This window comes from Clostridioides sp. GD02367 (assembly GCF_045900275.1).
Classification (GTDB): Bacteria; Bacillota; Clostridia; order Peptostreptococcales; family Peptostreptococcaceae; genus Clostridioides; species Clostridioides difficile_A.
In genome coordinates, this window is the sequence record NZ_JBJODK010000013.1 from 28,062 (window position 1) to 45,285 (window position 17,224).

The 17,224-nt window shown below is 26.6% G+C and carries 14 protein-coding genes; 3 read left to right on the plus strand and 11 right to left on the minus strand.

All coding sequences use genetic code 11. The features are described from left to right. The first annotated feature begins 32 nt into the window (after nucleotides 1-32). Entirely contained in the window at nucleotides 33-3,464 is a 3,432-nt protein-coding gene (locus tag Q3223_RS15360) for an isopeptide-forming domain-containing fimbrial protein (protein WP_407812163.1), read from the plus strand. A 93-nt stretch (nucleotides 3,465-3,557) separates the two neighbouring features. Here Q3223_RS15360 and Q3223_RS15365 read toward each other — a convergent pair whose 3' ends face one another. The 3 genes from Q3223_RS15365 to Q3223_RS15375 all read right to left on the minus strand — a co-directional run bounded on the left by Q3223_RS15365 (nucleotide 3,558) and on the right by Q3223_RS15375 (nucleotide 6,028). Further along, a complete protein-coding gene (locus Q3223_RS15365; RefSeq protein WP_054269989.1) occupies nucleotides 3,558-4,475 on the minus strand; it encodes a DUF11 domain-containing protein in 918 nt (305 codons plus the stop codon). Between the two features lie 45 nt (nucleotides 4,476-4,520). Further along, nucleotides 4,521-5,024 carry a hypothetical protein gene (locus Q3223_RS15370; RefSeq protein WP_054269988.1) on the minus strand — a complete coding sequence of 168 codons (504 nt, stop codon included), beginning with the start codon at nucleotides 5,022-5,024 and terminating at the stop codon, nucleotides 4,521-4,523. Nucleotides 5,025-5,371: 347 nt separating this feature from the next. After that, the gene (locus Q3223_RS15375; protein ID WP_054269987.1) at nucleotides 5,372-6,028 is read right to left on the minus strand and encodes a pentapeptide repeat-containing protein; all 657 of its coding nucleotides are present in this window, start codon (nucleotides 6,026-6,028) and stop codon (nucleotides 5,372-5,374) included. A gap of 185 nt (nucleotides 6,029-6,213) precedes the next feature. Between Q3223_RS15375 and Q3223_RS15380 the strand changes: the two genes are divergently transcribed. Further along, entirely contained in the window at nucleotides 6,214-6,369 is a 156-nt protein-coding gene (locus Q3223_RS15380) for a hypothetical protein (RefSeq protein ID WP_219673542.1), read from the plus strand. 368 nt (nucleotides 6,370-6,737) lie between these two features. Here the strand turns inward: Q3223_RS15380 and Q3223_RS15385 are convergent, their stop codons facing one another. Next, nucleotides 6,738-7,211: a type I restriction enzyme HsdR N-terminal domain-containing protein gene (locus Q3223_RS15385; protein ID WP_021384283.1), complete on the minus strand. Its 474-nt coding sequence runs from the start codon at nucleotides 7,209-7,211 to the stop codon at nucleotides 6,738-6,740. A gap of 266 nt (nucleotides 7,212-7,477) precedes the next feature. On the opposite strand from Q3223_RS15385, the gene Q3223_RS15390 reads away from it, so the two are divergent. Then, on the plus strand, nucleotides 7,478-8,650 hold the full coding sequence (locus Q3223_RS15390; protein WP_054269986.1) for a DUF1002 domain-containing protein: 1,173 nt from the start codon (nucleotides 7,478-7,480) through the stop codon (nucleotides 8,648-8,650). Between the two features lie 83 nt (nucleotides 8,651-8,733). Here Q3223_RS15390 and proC read toward each other — a convergent pair whose 3' ends face one another. The 7 genes from proC to Q3223_RS15425 all read right to left on the minus strand — a co-directional run bounded on the left by proC (nucleotide 8,734) and on the right by Q3223_RS15425 (nucleotide 17,201). After that, entirely contained in the window at nucleotides 8,734-9,537 is an 804-nt protein-coding gene (proC, locus tag Q3223_RS15395; protein WP_054276444.1) for a pyrroline-5-carboxylate reductase, read from the minus strand. A gap of 39 nt (nucleotides 9,538-9,576) precedes the next feature. Then, complete coding sequence (locus tag Q3223_RS15400) at nucleotides 9,577-10,167, minus strand: helix-turn-helix domain-containing protein (protein ID WP_407812164.1); 591 nt, start codon at nucleotides 10,165-10,167, stop codon at nucleotides 9,577-9,579. 993 nt (nucleotides 10,168-11,160) lie between these two features. Then, nucleotides 11,161-11,769, minus strand: a complete 609-nt coding sequence (locus Q3223_RS15405; RefSeq protein WP_407812165.1) for a DNA-3-methyladenine glycosylase — start codon at nucleotides 11,767-11,769, stop codon at nucleotides 11,161-11,163. Nucleotides 11,770-11,875: 106 nt separating this feature from the next. Continuing rightward, nucleotides 11,876-14,611 (minus strand): ATP-binding protein, encoded by a 2,736-nt coding sequence (locus tag Q3223_RS15410; protein ID WP_407812166.1) that lies wholly within the window; start codon nucleotides 14,609-14,611, stop codon nucleotides 11,876-11,878. Between the two features lie 147 nt (nucleotides 14,612-14,758). Further along, entirely contained in the window at nucleotides 14,759-15,550 is a 792-nt protein-coding gene (locus Q3223_RS15415; protein WP_054269981.1) for a MetQ/NlpA family ABC transporter substrate-binding protein, read from the minus strand. 36 nt (nucleotides 15,551-15,586) lie between these two features. Then, nucleotides 15,587-16,243: a methionine ABC transporter permease gene (locus Q3223_RS15420; RefSeq protein ID WP_054269980.1), complete on the minus strand. Its 657-nt coding sequence runs from the start codon at nucleotides 16,241-16,243 to the stop codon at nucleotides 15,587-15,589. Further along, nucleotides 16,236-17,201 carry a methionine ABC transporter ATP-binding protein gene (locus Q3223_RS15425; protein ID WP_054269979.1) on the minus strand — a complete coding sequence of 322 codons (966 nt, stop codon included), beginning with the start codon at nucleotides 17,199-17,201 and terminating at the stop codon, nucleotides 16,236-16,238. The genes Q3223_RS15420 and Q3223_RS15425 overlap by 8 nt, the downstream gene beginning before the upstream one ends. Nucleotides 17,202-17,224: the final 23 nt, after the last annotated feature.

The window sequence follows — 17,224 nt, forward strand, 5'->3', positions numbered from 1 at the left end:
TAATTTATTAATAAACTTAAAGGAGTGATTTAATGGACTCAAACATGTTAAATATTATTGTAAGCAATACTCAAAAGATTCCTATAATAATAGGAAATACTTCTACTTTTAGTATTACTATACAAAATCTCAGCACTGTGCAAAGATTTTATAATCTAGGCCTTACTATTACAATACCTGATGGTCTAGTCCTTTCGACATCTACTTTTTCACAAACATCTAGTATAACAAATGCTGATAATAGCATCACATATTCTTGGGTTAATATGAAAGACCTTGCACCTATGGAGGTAAATTTCACTTTTAGTATCACTGTTAAGTGTAATACTAAATTTAAAAATGGAACTGTAATACCATTTGGATATATATTTTCTGGAATAAGTGTATCTTGTCAAGCAGATACTATGCCTAGAGGAAGCTATGATATAGGTAATGTAGTAATTACTAATAGTATAGCTATGTCTTTTCAAACAATAATGTTTAATAGTACTGTTACTACCCCTGGAAAAGTATTAAAAGGTGCAGGTAGTCTACTCACTTTAAATGATTATACTCAAGTTAGCACTGCTACTTGCAAGTTTTATAATAATTCAAATTCTTCATCCTTAGTTAATATAACAATACTATTAGATGATGGAATTAGATATATAGGAAATGTTACTACTTTAGGTACTGATGCATCACAATTTACAACTCCTACTATTAACTTGGTTAGTATTAATAATAAAATGTATACTCAACTTTATTATAGTAATGTAAATCTTTCAGTAAGTAGCAATACTACTTTAAATTTTAATTTTGCAATATGGAATCAATATAACAGTAATCAAGGAAATTATATTGTTCATGGTACTACATTGAATATGTACATTAGTATGGTATCAGCAAACCCTCAAGTAACAGCCAGTTCTAGCAGTACTACTAGTTTTTCAGCAATGGATTTGATAATAGCTACTTCTACAAGTAAATCTATAGTTGATATACAAAATACAGTAACTTACACCTATGTATATAAGGTTGGGCAATATTACAATATACAAAATGTATTAGTTCATTATTTGTTACCTGATGGAATCCTTTATCTATCTAGCTCTATTAATCCAACATCAGTGGCAAATAGTTCTACAATGAAAGGATATTATCTAACTTACAACTTTGCTTTTATGCCACAAAACTCTACACAGACTGTAACAATAAGTGCAAAAATTAATAGTTTTTATACCTATAAATTTGATACAAATAACATAAATCTACCTGTCGTAGCTTCTGATCCTTTTACTTCAACTACTGATATTACAGGTACTCTTGTAGGTTCATTAACTCAAGTCACTGATAATTCTAGTGTATCTTCAAGTATAAGTGTAGGAACAATTACCAAACAGTTTGTTAAAGGATACTATAAAAATGGAACTTCTAAAACAATAAATTCTTTAGCTCCTGGAGATTTTGCTGAGTATTTATTAACTTACAATGCATCTACATTACAAGCTACTCAAAAACAAGTTTATATAGATGATTTTTTCCCATTATCATCTAATCCTATAACCAACTTAACTTACAACTACACTGGTTATAATCCTGTATCTCAACCTAAACTAATAAGTCCCCATGGAGTGGATTTCTTCTATGGAAATATACCTGGCTTAACTACTGCTACTATTAGTTTTAAAGTACAAATAGAACAACTTGGTTCTTCTGGCCAAAATGCTAATCTAATGAAACTAAAAGGAATAAATACCTATGGATATGCCTATAGCAATCGTGCACAAGTAAACTTTAATATAGGCACTCCTAATATTCAATTAACTAAGACTGTTAATGGTCCTAACACAACAGTTATAAAATCTAATGAAATCTACACATATGCAGTTACTATAAAAAATACTAATACACTAGGAACAGAAACAGATGCATTTAATTTTACTCTTAATGATACTTTATCTAACTGGTTTACTCTTAAGAAAAATAGCTTAATAGTTAATGGAACAGGTAGTTATGATGAAATTAAAATTGAAGATAATAGTATTATTGTTAGTATTGATAAACTTGCTCCAGGTCAATCTATCACTTTAACATACAGTGTAACTATAAGCTCAGTCATGGCTCCAGGAGTAAGTATTACCACTACAGCAACTAATACTAATCCATATTCTCAAGAATATGATGATTATTCAGATAACTACCAATATTCTAATCTTAATAAAAGTGCATCAGTTAAAATCTCTTCAGCTAACATAATAGTATCAAAAAGTAATATCGCATCTACATTTAAGGTTGGCTCTTTAATAACCTACACAATTACAATGACTATTCCTCAAGGTACCATTGCATATGGACTATATGTAAAGGATGTTCTTCCAAATGGAGGCCAATCTTATGTAGGTTCTGCATTTAAAAACGGTGTATCTATAATACCAACAGTATCATCTTATACAGTTACATTACCTACTGAAGGAACAATAGATGCCAGAGTATCATCACAAACAATAGCTTACAACATGACCTGTAGAATAATTAGTGCAACTAAGAGTATTGGTGCATTAACTTCTACACAAAATAATATTGCACAATGTCTATATCAACAAATTCAAGGTGGTAGTTATACCACAGTTTCTAATACATTAGTTATAACAGTGAATCATCCAAACTTAGTAATGACATTAAGTGCAACAGATAAAACTACTTCTACTATATATAACCAAACTGCTAGTATAAGTACTAATTCTGTTATGCAATTTTTACTTATATTCCAAAATAATAGTTTAGTAAATTTAGTAAATGGTACTATACAAATTCCTATAAATAATAATTTCTTATTTACTTCTATAAACACAACTTCATTCTGTAATGCAACCTATAATAGTTCTACAAAAAATGTTGTTATTTCAATACCACAGTTAGGTCCATCTATGTCTGGATATGTAACTTTTACAGTAATACCTCAATTAATGTTAGTCTCTGGTTCTTCAATGACTACTCAGGCAACTGCTATTTCTTATTATAATGATATATGGCCTACTAAAATATATGGTGGTGAACAAAGTAACACTATAACTTGCTCTTTAGTCCCTGGAGTTTCATTATTGCCAAATCCAGCTAATAAAATAGATGATTCAACATCATATATTGTTACACCTGCAGGCAATACTGCAGTTATATTAAATTATTTTAAAAATACTGGTGGAGGCTATGACAGTTATTCAATAACTATACAAAAAGTAGCTATTTCTTATACACTGTACATTAATGGTACAAAAATAACTGATGTACCTACTAATACACTTTATCAAGCAACTTTACCTCAATTAACAAATTTACCTCCTAATAGCAGCAAATTAATAGAACTAGATGCGGTCATTCCTTCTAATCAACCATTAGGTGTTAGGTATGATTTTTTTATTACTGTTACATCACAAACTAATCCATATCCAAGTAAGACAGTTTTAAATATAGATCCTAGTTAAAAATATCTTCTATCATGAGTATTTATAAATACTATACAGTTTATTTCTTTATTATAAAAAACCATCGATTATACTTGATAATATTCGATGGTTTTAATAATATAGTAATATATTTGAGCTAACAAACAATTTACCTTTATAAATTTGGCTTGTTGATGTATTTTCAATATTTATTTTTATATTATCTTTATTTAAATAGGTAATACCAATAGGTACAAGCATGTTACAAGAAAATCCAAAAACACTTATTTTAGTTTTCATTTTTTGGTTTTTGTTTTTTCTATTAGTTTTTTTACATTTTAATTTATAATTTATTTCGTATTCTATGTTACCTAAAATAATAAAGGTGCATACATCAGAATTTTGTTTTCTATATACATCATTAGCAGGAGTATTAACAACCTTTGTTTCTAGTATATTTACTTTTACTTTTATATCGATTATTTTATCTATTCTTTGAGATATTTTTATATTGTTATCCACTTGTAATGATTTAAATACTTTATTTTCAACATGTGTGTTCACTTTATTACTTTTCATTACTACTCTAGTGGGAGACATCTCAATATTGTAAATATAGTCATGTTCTATAGTGGAGCAATTTTTTATTGTATTACAGAGATAATGAGGTAATACTATAACTTTAAATGTTATTATTATGCATTTTCCTGAATTAATATCATGCAAACTAAACCCTTTTTCTGGATTTATGAAATATTTCTTTATACTATTTATAGTTACTGAATTATTTATAAATTTTGTCCCTGTTGGAATTTTATCTTGAAAAAATGCATTAGTTACAATATACTTACTAACATTTGAAATGCAAACTGTATATGTTACTATATCAAAAGAATAGGAATGTTTCTTATCTACATATTTTTCTATCTTTAATATATCCTTTACTATATCAGTAGAAACTACATTACTACAGATAGTCTTTACTATTACAGGACTTTTAGGTGATAATCTATATTGAAAGTCTATCCTACATTCATTTATTACCTTCATTACATCACTCTTTTCTATTTATGTCTGTTAGATATTAGATTATTATTACTCTAAATATTGCATTAACATAGTTACACTTACAAATATTTTACTCTGATTGAGCTTTACACTTACGTCTTCTACAAAGTATCTAAGATTAATTCTTTCCTCATTACTATCATAATTTGGGATAACTATGAAAGTACTAAATGGCAACATAATATTTAATACTTTATTTTTTTTATGTTTATTACGCTTACATTTTTTGTTGGTATTTTCATATTTTAATATTAAACTCATATTAATATTACCCAATATAATAAGATTTTTCCCACTTAAATGTTGCCCTTCTAATGAAGTTCCTTTTATTGTATCCACTATTTTTGTATCACATAATTTTAATGAGTATATTTCTATAGATGGAGTTGTATATTCTATTCTATAATCTTTAGACTTTTTATTAGATAATTGTATATTTTGATACGTAGTAAATTGTTTAAAATATTTTAGTGGATGTAATTCTCCAAAGCAAGATATATTGTATGTCATTTCACCTATACTATAATCCATATTCTTTTTTCTCCCTTTTAGTGTATTCTTCAATACAATGAAAAATTTATAATGTGGTATTCTCTACCTATTAATATATTATATAATATTAAAACTATTAATACTAAATAACCAAAAAGTCTTGTATCATCTATATATTTTTCACATTAACTCCCTTGCTTAATATTTTTTCAAGTTATTACTTTAGTATATATACTAAATGTTGGGTATTATATAATAATTATTTCATGTGGTATTTTTTTATTTATCTAACAAAAAAGAGTCTATCTTTTTTGGATAGACCCTTGTATAAAAAAATGCTACCTTCTTTGTAGAGGATAACATTTTACAGTATATTTTGACATAAATTATAATATACCTTCAGACTTATAAACTTCTAAATTTTTCATTATATAACTTAGTGTACAAAATTCCTTATCTATTCTTTCTCCAATTAATGTCAATCCATCTATTAATTGTTTTTCTTTAAAGTTTTCTAAAAGTACCATTATACTTATATAATTAATGCCACCATCTTTAGTATCTAAAGTTCTTGATTTTTTAACATACTTATTTTCCATTGCAAATTTTATTGCATTTTCTAATCTTTCACTCATCTCTATAATAGGCATTGCTTTAAATACTTTTATTTGAGGTGAATTTATATCAAAGTTTTTAGCTTTAGTTATATCTGTATTTAAAAATATTACGTTTTTAAATTTAGTACCAGAAAAATCTACTTCTTCTAAATTAACTCCTTCAAATATAGTATTTTCAAATTTCGCATTTTTAAATTTACTTCTTTTTAGGTTTGCTCCTATTATTTCTGCTGATTTGAACGTACACCCATAAAAGTTACAAGACTTAAAGTGAGCTCCTCTTAAACTTGTAAAATTAAAGTTTGAATTTGAAAAATCAGTGTTATAACAGTTACTTCTTTTTAAGTCTTGGTACATAAAGTTTTTGTCCATTTTTTTTGCTTTATTGTATTTTAATCCTGTCTCTATCTTTTGCGTATTATTCATTCTTCCTCCGTAATTTAAAAGTTCATATACTTATAAGTATATACACTTGATAATAATTATTTTTTATATAATTATTTCTAATATTAACATATAATCTCAGCCATAACAACTTTATTATATATTACTTATAATAATAAAATGCTGTCTTTTTGATATAATATAATTAAACTTAGGAGATTTGTAAAATGAATGATGAATTTAGCAATAAAGATACTTCTAGTAAATATGCATGGAATAATGCTATGATTTTATATAAAATACAAGAAATTTTAGAAGACAAAAACATAGATGATTTAGAATTTACTAAAGGAAATCAAAAACAGGCTATAAAAGTAAAATAACTTGCTACACTTGTGAAGAGTGTAGTAATTGCCAGTATAAATGGCAGTAATAGTAAGATTCCTCTTGAGAATAGAACTAAAAACTTACAAGTATCTAAGTTATTCCATGAGAAAAGAAAACTTAAAAAGAATTATAAGCCCTCAGGGGTATAAATTTAGGATGAATAGAAGTATAGCTTTCACTCAAGTAAAACAAAATATGAATTTCAGAAGATTTTTAAGCAGAGGTAAAGAAAATATTCTATCAGAATGTATTATTTTTATATAAAATAATTAAAAATGTACTTATTAAGATAGGTAAAAGAGCTATCACAGAACAAATTTAATTTGCTCATACGATAGCCCCTTTTAATATATATGCTTAATGTTTAATTTTCATGATGATTGCATCCGCATCCACAATTTTCATCGTGATGGTGATGTTCTTCTAATTCTTTGACCTGTTGTTCCATTTCATTAAACTCTTTTACCATTATATCATAAGTTGGAAGAGCTGCCTCAGTATCGTATTCTTCGCCTCTCCAATCAGCATACATCATAGCATCCCCATTAGTTAAAACTAATCTACCTGACATAGTTATATTATCCACTTCTTCTAAAAATTCTATTTGTTTTTGTAAAACTTCGCCTTCTAGCTCTACATCTTCATCCAAACATTGTACTATCATTACAGGTGCATAATAGTCTTCCTCATCTTTAACATTTACAATAATATCTAAAACTCCTTCTGCGCCTTCTTCAAATTCCGCTAATTCAACATTTGTATCAATCATATCCTGAGGTACTAATAAGTCTTCTATTAAATATTTTATTACTCTGTCTTTTACTAATTCTTTTGACATTTATTTTTCTCCTTCCGATTCTATAACATTATCATAATCATTTCTATATTATAGTATACTACATTAATTGTTTTTTCAATCTCTTACAAAAATTATTTTTTTATTATCTTCCTTATATTCCCTTTTTTATTACAATCTTGTAATCGCATTGATTTAAAAAATAGTTTATATTTAGTATAATAGAAATGTAGCACATATTTTTATTCAATATATTAATAAAAAGTATATTTGAAAATGTAATGTATGTTAAATCTAGGAGGAATATTATGAAGTTTAAAAAACAAATTAGCTCTATTATTGTATCTACAATGCTTGTACTTGGAAGTATGAACCTTTCTTATGCAGATGGCACAAATGTAGTTACACTTGGAGCTAACTTATCAGAATCTCAAAAGCAACAAATGCTTAATTACTTTGGAGTAAAAAAAGACCAAGTCTTAGTTTTAGATGTAACAAATGCAGAAGAAAGACAATATTTACAAGGTGTTGCAACAGAAGGTCAGCTTGGAAAAGTTACTATATCTTGTTCATATGTTGAACCTACTAAAAAAGGAAATGGAATTAATGTTAAAACAGCAAATTTAACTTGGGTAACTAGCTCAATGATTGCTTCAACACTTACAACAGCTGGACTTGAAGATGCAAATGTTATCGCTGCTGCTCCATATCCTGTAAGTGGTACTGGTGCATTAACAGGAATTATGAAGGCATTTGAAGATGCTTCAGGAAAGAAACTTGATGAGACAAAGAAAGAGATTGCTTCTGAAGAATTGGTAGTTACAGGTGATTTAGGAGATGATATAGGCCAGGAAAAAGCAACTGGTGTAATGAATGATATAAAAACAGAAATTGTAAAAAATGGAACAAAAGATACTAATCAAATAGCAAATACAATAAACAATGTTGTAAATAATTACAATATTACTATTACACCAGAGCAAAAAGAACAAATTAAGGGTGTAATGAAAAAAATAGCTGACCAAGATTATGATTACAATAACATGAAAAATACATTGGACAATGTATCAGATAATGTAAATGAGCAATTAAAGAAATTAGGTGAAAGTGTTAAAGGCTCTGGTATATTAGACACCATTGGTGGATGGTTTAGTGGAATAGGAGACTGGTTCTCTGGTTTATTCTCAGGTGGAGATAAAAAAGATTTAGGAATCTTAAATAACACTAATGATGAGTCTCTTGGCTCTAATGCTGTAATAAACTCTACAGAAGGTGTTCAAATAAATCCACAAGATAATACTAATTCAAATAATGATAGTAATTCAAATAACTCAGAAAATGATAATACAACTAACAATGAAAATAAAGATAACTCTCAATCAAATAACGAGGACACAAATAATTCAGAAAATCAATCAAATAACGATGATTCAGTTGGTTTTTTTGAAAAAATAAAAAATTGGCTTTCAGGCTTATTTTAAAAATCAAATAAATAAAGAAAAAGAATTGCCTAAAATAGAAATTTTCTATGAAAGGCAATTCTTTTTCTTGCAATAAATTTTTATTACTCACTCATCTTTTTAGATTTATCTATGCATGCACATATAGCTTTTATAACAGAGGCTCTAAAACCTTCTTCTTCAAGTACCTTAACTGCCTCTATAGTAGTTCCTCCAGGTGAACATACCATATCTTTTAACTCACCAGGATGTTTTCCTGTTTCAAGTACCATTTTCGCAGAACCCATAACTGCTTGTGATGCAAATTTATATGCTTGTTGTCTTGGCATACCTGCAATTACTGCTGCATCTGCCATAGCTTCTATAAATAAAAATACATATGCTGGTGCTGAACCACTCGCTCCAATTACTGCTTCTATAAGATATTCTGGCACTACTTCAGTATTTCCAAAAGAATTAAATACTTCTGTAACTGCTTCTAAGTCTTCATTGTTTATATTTCTATTTATAGAAAGAGAAGACATAGCTTCATTTACAAGAGCTGGAGTATTTGGCATTGTTCTAACTATTTTCTTATCATTTCCTATTATTGACTCTATATCTTCTATAGATTTTCCTGCTGCTATTGTAACTATAATTTTACTATCATCTATAAAATCTTTTATCTCTTCTAAAATATCATCATATATATCTGGTTTAACAGCTACAATCACTATATCAGAGTTTCTAGTTACTTCCTTTGAATCTTTTGTAGTTTTTATTCCAAAACTTTTATATATTCTATCAAGAGTTTCTTGACTATATGCTGATGCTATAACCATATCAGGTTCAACTAATTTTGAATTTACTATCCCTCCTATCATAGCGCTTGCCATATTTCCTGCACCTATGAATCCAATTTTTTTCACTATAGTACCTCCTTATTAGCTAATATTAATAGTTAAAATTTAAACTTCTTTAATTGTATCAGATTTCTCAAATGGATTTGGGATACTTACAACCAAAATCTTTACTAATTTATTAGTGTAATTAACCCAATTATGATTGTTCTTTTCACTATTATAGTGTATTGTGTCTCCTGGATACATTTCTATTTGTTCATCACCCAAAAATACTGTAAGAGTACCCTCTAGCACATACACAAACTCCTCACCTTTGTGTACATAACAACAAATATCTTCATTACTCTTACTTGGAAGAATTTCAATTAGTCTTGGCAACATTGTTTTTTCTTTTAAATTAGATGATAAATGATAATGTATAAATGTTGAATTTTCTACATCAAACACTTCTTTCTCATAACTTCTCAATACAGCTCTTTTATGCTCTTTTGGCTTCATAAAAAAGTATGTTAATTCTACATCTAATACACTTGCTATTTTTCCTAAGGAATCTGTTGCTACGCTTGTCAATCCTCTTTCAAGCTGTGACAAGAAACCAATTGATAAGTTTGTTTTTTCACTCATATCTTTCAGTGTCATTTGTTTTTGAGTTCTAAGTTGTTTTATTTTTGCTCCTATGTCCTTATTCAAAACCATCACCCCTAAATAATTTTAATTTTTTCATAATATAAATACAAAAATATAAATATAGGCTATTATACCTATTTTATTTCACTCTTTAAAAATTTTATTAGTATTACTATAATTTATTATTTTTGTTTTGTCTATATTTTTAAGATTTATTTTTCACATATTTTTATATAACTTTGCCAACTAAATATCTATTCTTTATAAGTATTTATTTTTTATATAATAAAACTTAAGTTATTAATATGATTCAATATATTATCAAAATAATTCATAATAATGTATTAATCTTATTAATATATCTTATCTAATCAATATATCTAAATTATATTTTATATGTTGCATGTCTTATTTAAATTTAATTATTAAAAATTCAAATTATTATATTATTATTTCTACACATTATTACATCCTTTTTTATAATTATAACATAATCTTACAATTTAATGACATCTATTCAATGTCTTTTTTTACTCTGCAACATCTTCTATTTTACAATTTAATATTATACATATTTTTTAGATACAGACTTGTCAATTTTTAGATTGTCAAGTGTTATTGAAGTGCTTTATGTCCTCTTAAAATACATTATCTAATTTTTTATTTAATAAGAATTGCTTACTATAAGAAATATAACATCATCTTTATAGGATTCTTTTAAATATATCTCTATTCTAAATAGAATTTCTTTTTTTGTCAAAATTTCTTCATTCTTTAATAATTAATTAATTACTTATAAAATAAGTTAATTATCTATACAAATTTTATCATTTTTGATAAAATACAGAGAAAAAATTAATTTTAATCGCTAATTTCGCCAAAATATATCTTTATTTATATTAGTAAAATAATTATAAATTTATTAAAATATGTTTGTAATTCATAAATTTATTTTTATTAAATTAAAAATTATGTAAAAAAAGTGAGATATATATCTATAGAAAATTTTTCCTATAAATATATATCTCACTTAATAAATATATATCTCACTTACATAAAGACTTATTCTATATAAAAACGCCATAAAAAATCTTTCGCCTCTTCTGCATAATCTATATTTATACGCTTACTAGTTTTTATATCTATATCATCCTTACTAAATACCTTTACTCCTTCATCATCATAATAAAAATCACTTATATATAATTCTTCACCCATTATACTCTTGCTGTTTAGACTTCTATCTATTTTTAGAGCCTTACAAAGCTTTCCTGGCCCATTAGTAATATTCTTTATTTGATATTTACTCAAATTATTATAAGATTTATTGTATCTATTTATAGATATCTCATCTAAAGAAGTTATAGATTCTACACCTCTTATTAATACACACTCTGGTGTGTTTTCTACATTTGCTGATAAATTTAAACAGTTGTACATCCCATAAATTAAATAAACATATATATGCCCACCATCTAAATATAATGGCTTCGTTCTGTCGGTTTTTTTATCACCATATACATGTGCTCCTTTGTCATTTATACCCATATAGGCTTCTGTCTCTATGATTTCAGTAACGATTGTTTTATCTTCATACTTTCTTATAAGATATTTGCCTAATATTGATTTGGCTAAATCAATACCATTTTTTCTAAAAAAATCCTTTTCCAAAACTTCACCTCATAAAATTTATTTGCAATAAACTAAGTCTAGCTAAAAACATAAATAAAATCAACTTATTTTATGATTGTATACAAATAATAGATTTCAATATTTATTATTTGTATATATCAAAAAATTCTATTTCGAATTTTTCAATATTGTCATTATAATTTGAATTATCATAGACTTCTTCAACCACTTCTTTAATTGGGAATATAATCTTCACTTCAGTCCCTTCTCCTACTTTGCTGTCTATGTAAATTTCCCCATTTTGAATTTCAATCAATGATTTTGTAAGACACAATCCTATCCCACTTCCAAATTCATTTGATATACCACTATTTTCAATTTGTTTAAATCGATTGAATATGTCACTCAATTTATCTTTTTCTATACCTATTCCAGTATCTTTTATAAGTATTTCTACTGTCTCACCTTTTTTATAGATACCTACAAGAATTTCTCCACCTTCTAAAGTAAACTTTATAGAATTTGATAATATATTCAATATTATCCTTTCTATAGATTCTGGGTCAAGCCCTACCCTCATAGTTTCCTCATTTGTATCAAAAATCAAATCTATTCCCTTAGACCTAGCATAACTGCTAATAGATGTAACTATTCTTTCTGTTATATCGATAATATCAAAATTAACTGCTTTAATCTTATATATCTCTGACTTAACTTGAGAAATATTTATTATGTTATCTATTAATCTCAATAATCTAAACATATTTTGTTTAGTTATTTGTATATGTTCTTTTAGTATATTCTGAAAATCTATTATTTTTCCTTTTTTATAAAGATTTTCGACAAGTTGAACTGAGCTGTATATATTATTTAAAGGAGTCTTAAGTTCATGAGATATATTAGCATAAAACTCCATCTTCATTTGGTCATATTGTCTCTGTTTTATTAGTGCTTTCTTAAGTCTTTCAGACTCTCTTTGTACACTCAAATCTTTAATAATTCTAACTCTACTTCTCTTTTGTCCAAAATACAATGTTCTTGATATCATCTTTACTTCTCTAATATGATTATTTTCGTTTACTATGTGAATGCTCTTTTCTCTCTCTCCTATATTTAAATTATTTATGTATTTTTTTACTAATATATTTCTATATTTTTGCGTTGTGGCTCCTAATACATCACTAGAAATTCCAAATAATTCTCTAAAAGCTCTATTTGTATATAGAACTCTTGATGTACTTAAATCTTCAAGAAAAATAGCCTCTGGTATAGCATCAAGTAATTTTTCGTATATTATCTTTTGTTCATTTGCTATTCTAAGTATATTTATCTCTTTAGTTATATCTCTAAATGTAAGCAATTTAAATAGCTTATTATCTGACCAGTAGTCTCCAACTCTAACTTCTTCAACACGGTCTTCACCATCTATATCAGACATTACAAAATTAACTATACAGTTTGCTGTATCATTGTAACTTACTATTTCAGCTTTCTTTTCTTGTGTAAGATTTAATCTTTTAAATTCTCTATTATCAAAGAAATCTATATTGAAAGTTTCAAAATACTGTTCTAATGTCATACCAACTAAATCACTGGAATTACATCTAAAACTCTTTTCATATTTCTTATTTATACTAATTATCTTATTCTTCTTTATACCACCTTCAGCACTCCTCACAAGTATAGGGGATGGAATATTTAATATAATGTTTTTGTAATCTTTATTTATATGTCTTATTTCCTCATCCATTTTGATTTCATTTGTAATATCATTTAAGCTTATTAAGTAATTACTTTCATCTTTATTATTACTTAAACTCAACAAATAGATTTTATCATTTAATTCTACCTGATTGTCGATTATACTTATATCATTGTCAAATTTTTTTAATTTTTCAGCTACATTTTTATCTTCTTTGACAAAAGTTAATATTTTATAAAAATTACTCATATCTTTTGAAAATTCATCTTTAAACTTATTATTTGTATAACTTATATTAAAATCATAATCCGTTACTATCCATACGTTTGGTATTGTATCAAGAGCTTGTCTCAATAACTCTTTCCTTTGGTCTATATAATTCTTTAATGTTCTTTGTATAGTCATATCTTTTTCTATAGCTAAATTTATTTTACTTAATTGCTCTGACTTTCTACTTAATTTTTTATTTATATAATCAAGCTCGTAATATGGATATACTATTCTATTATTGAGACTGTATACATATACATAATAAGTGTGGTTACATAATAATAAATACACTACTCCTATTAATCTCTCTGTATCTACTACACTAAAATAAATTGCTATAAATCCTATAATAGTTGTAAAAAAAGCAAAATATGATAAATCTTTTATTAACTTATAGTGTTCAACTGTGCTATCAAGTTTATTCAATAAATATATCAAATTAAACAACGACACGACAATATTAACTAATATAATAATCATATTCCAGTTAAAATCACTAAAAATATTTCTTATAAAATAGTCTACTATGACAAAAGCACTATAAAAGATTAATACAGGGCTTATTCTCAAATTTTTTACTTTAGAAATGGTTAAATATATAAAAGTAGACATATTAATTATACTTAAATTTAGTAATACAATTTGGAATGTTTGAAGTTTTAAATCTGCTACGCCTAAAATACTTACAAAAACTAATACGAGACACCCTGACTTTAATATATTTATAAATTCGTCTTTTTTAAAACTAGTTATATAAACTATAGAGTATCCAAATATCCAAAGTAAAATTATCCTATACATATTTATAGAAACTGTATACAAATTTATATTTAAAAGTGCAATAATCAAAAATACCCCATTAGCTAGTATATAGACCTTATTCTTGCTTAAAGTTCCCTTAGATTCCATATTCCCCACCACTTCTTCATTTTTATATAGTTTTACCTATAAATATGTTACCACAATTCTTCCAAAAAATTTGTCACTTTCTAGTTATAAAAAAAAATGAGTAAATATTTTTAATTTTACTCATTTTATAGATTTTGTATATTCAATTTAAAAAGCTGGAACTATACTTCCTTTATATTCATCTTGTATAAATTTTTTAACTTCTTTACTGTTCATAGCTTCTGATAAAGCTTTCATCTTATCACTGTCTTTATTATCTTCTCTACAAGCTATTATATTCACATATGGAGAATCACTTGACTCTATTACTATAGCATCCTTAGTAGGATTTAAGTTAGCTGTTAAAGCATAATTAGAATTTATAACTGCTCCATCAACATCCTTTAATACTGTTGGTAATTGCTCTGCATTCATTTCTTTTATTTGTATATTTTTAGGATTCTTAGTTATATCTTTTTTAGTTATAAGTTCTCCGTCTTTTACTTCTATTATTTTATTTTTTGCTAATAATTTAAGCGCTCTAGCTCCATTAGTTGCATCATTTGGTACAGCTATAACTGCTCCATCTTTTATTTCATCTAATGACTTAACTTTTTCTGAATAGAATCCCATTGGCTCTATATGAACTTTAGCTGTATACGTAAGTTTATATTCTTTCTCCTTAACTGTTTCCTCTAAAAATGGAATATGTTGAAAGAAATTTGCATCTAAAGAACCTTCATCTAAAGCTGTGTTTGGAAGTACATAGTCATCAAATATTTTTACTTCTAAATCATATCCTTTTTCTTTTAATAAAGGTTTTGCTACTTCCAGTATCTTTGCGTGTGGATTTGATGAAGCCCCTACTAGTATTTTCTTATCCTCTTTGTTTGAACAACCAACTGCTGATATTGCTATTGCTGACACCAATGCTACTGATAATAATTTTTTTAATTTCATTTTTTACTCCCCCTCTTTAAAGTTTTTATGATTAAATTATTTTAGTTTCTTGTAAGCTAGATTTCCTATACCTTGTATTATCTGAACTAATATTACAAGTGCTATTACTGTATACACCATTACTGCTGTATCGAATCTTTGATATCCATAAATAAGTGCTACATTACCTAATCCTCCAGCTCCTACTGCACCCGCCATAGCTGTATAACCAAGTATAGATATTATTGATAATGTAATTCCAGATACTATTGAAGGCATAGCTTCTTTTATCATAACTTTAAATACTATTTGTCTCTTTGTAGCCCCAAAAGATCTTGCAGCTTCTATCAATCCTTTGTCAACTTCATTTAACGAACTTTCTATAATTCTAGCGATAAATGGTGCTGCACCAATAGTTATTGGTACTATTGCAGCAGTTTCCCCTATACTTGTTCCAACGATTAATCTAGTTATTGGAATCATTGCAACTATAAGTATCATAAATGGGAAACTTCTAAATATATTTACTATAAATCCTAAAACACTATTTATTGTGCTATTTGGTTTTAATCCATCTGGTTTTGTAACTACTAATATGATTGCTAGTATAAATCCTAATATTGTTGCTACTATAGTTGGTACTATAACCATATACAAAGTTTGTAACAATGCATTTGGAAATAGTGTTGTTAAAAAGTCGATTAAACTATTCATTTATCATTTCCTCCCATCTTATGCCTTTACTAGTTAGATATTGTTTTACTTGTTCCCCACTTTTATCTGAAACATTTATGATAAGTGAACCTAAAATATCTTCTTTAAATTGTTCTAATTTGCCAAATATTATAGATACATCTATATTTAGTTCTCTTGCCATAGTCGTTATAATAGCGTCATTAGAAATATCTTTAGGGAATAGTATCTTTATATTTGTTCCTTTTGGTAAAATTATACTTTCTTCACCTATTAATTTTCTAAGTCCCTTAGTATTTCTTAAGAAAATCTCTTCTGTATCTCCTACCTCTAGTACTTCTCCATTTTCCATTATTGCTACTCTTCCACAAATCTGTTTTATAACTTCCATTTGATGAGTTACAACAATTATTGTTATTCCTAATTTTTTATTTATATCTTCAAGTAATGAAAGAATTGATTTTGTAGTATTTGGGTCTAATGCTGAAGTTGCTTCATCACAAAGAAGTACTTGTGGATTTAGTGCTAAAGCTCTGGCAATTGCAACTCTTTGTTTCTGACCACCACTTAAGTTCCTAGGTTTATCATTTTTCTTTTCAGATATACCAACCACTTCTAATAGCTCCAAAACTCTTTTCTGTATTTCTGATTTTGTATATCCAAAACATTCTAATGGTAATGCTACGTTATCAAATACAGTTCTTCTCTCAAGTAATGAAAAGTGTTGGAAAATCATGCCTAGTTCTTTTCTTAAATCTCTCATTTGCTTTTCATTTAGTGACTTTACTTCCTTATCAGAAACAAGCACATTACCTTCTTGATATTCTTCTAAGCCATTTATACATCTAAGTAGTGTTGATTTTCCTGCTCCACTATGACCTATTATTCCAAAAATTTCTCCAGATTCTATTTCAATACTTACATCTTTAAGTACTTGAATCTTTCCATAATACTTATTAACATTTTTTATGCTAATCATAAAATTTCCTCCCTATTATTATG

What these genes read in the sequence shown, in the direction of transcription:
- Q3223_RS15360 (WP_407812163.1), top strand. Translation starts at nt 33, where the DNA reads ATGGACTCAAACATGTTAAATATTATTGTAAGCAATACTCAAAAGATT.
- Q3223_RS15365 (WP_054269989.1), bottom strand. Translation starts at nt 4,475, where the DNA reads ATGAAGGTAATAAATGAATGTAGGATAGACTTTCAATATAGATTATCA.
- Q3223_RS15370 (WP_054269988.1), bottom strand. Translation starts at nt 5,024, where the DNA reads ATGGATTATAGTATAGGTGAAATGACATACAATATATCTTGCTTTGGA.
- Q3223_RS15375 (WP_054269987.1), bottom strand. Translation starts at nt 6,028, where the DNA reads ATGAATAATACGCAAAAGATAGAGACAGGATTAAAATACAATAAAGCA.
- Q3223_RS15380 (WP_219673542.1), top strand. Translation starts at nt 6,214, where the DNA reads ATGAATGATGAATTTAGCAATAAAGATACTTCTAGTAAATATGCATGG.
- Q3223_RS15385 (WP_021384283.1), bottom strand. Translation starts at nt 7,211, where the DNA reads ATGTCAAAAGAATTAGTAAAAGACAGAGTAATAAAATATTTAATAGAA.
- Q3223_RS15390 (WP_054269986.1), top strand. Translation starts at nt 7,478, where the DNA reads ATGAAGTTTAAAAAACAAATTAGCTCTATTATTGTATCTACAATGCTT.
- Q3223_RS15400 (WP_407812164.1), bottom strand. Translation starts at nt 10,167, where the DNA reads ATGGTTTTGAATAAGGACATAGGAGCAAAAATAAAACAACTTAGAACT.
- Q3223_RS15410 (WP_407812166.1), bottom strand. Translation starts at nt 14,611, where the DNA reads ATGGAATCTAAGGGAACTTTAAGCAAGAATAAGGTCTATATACTAGCT.
- Q3223_RS15415 (WP_054269981.1), bottom strand. Translation starts at nt 15,550, where the DNA reads ATGAAATTAAAAAAATTATTATCAGTAGCATTGGTGTCAGCAATAGCA.
- Q3223_RS15420 (WP_054269980.1), bottom strand. Translation starts at nt 16,243, where the DNA reads ATGAATAGTTTAATCGACTTTTTAACAACACTATTTCCAAATGCATTG.
- Q3223_RS15425 (WP_054269979.1), bottom strand. Translation starts at nt 17,201, where the DNA reads ATGATTAGCATAAAAAATGTTAATAAGTATTATGGAAAGATTCAAGTA.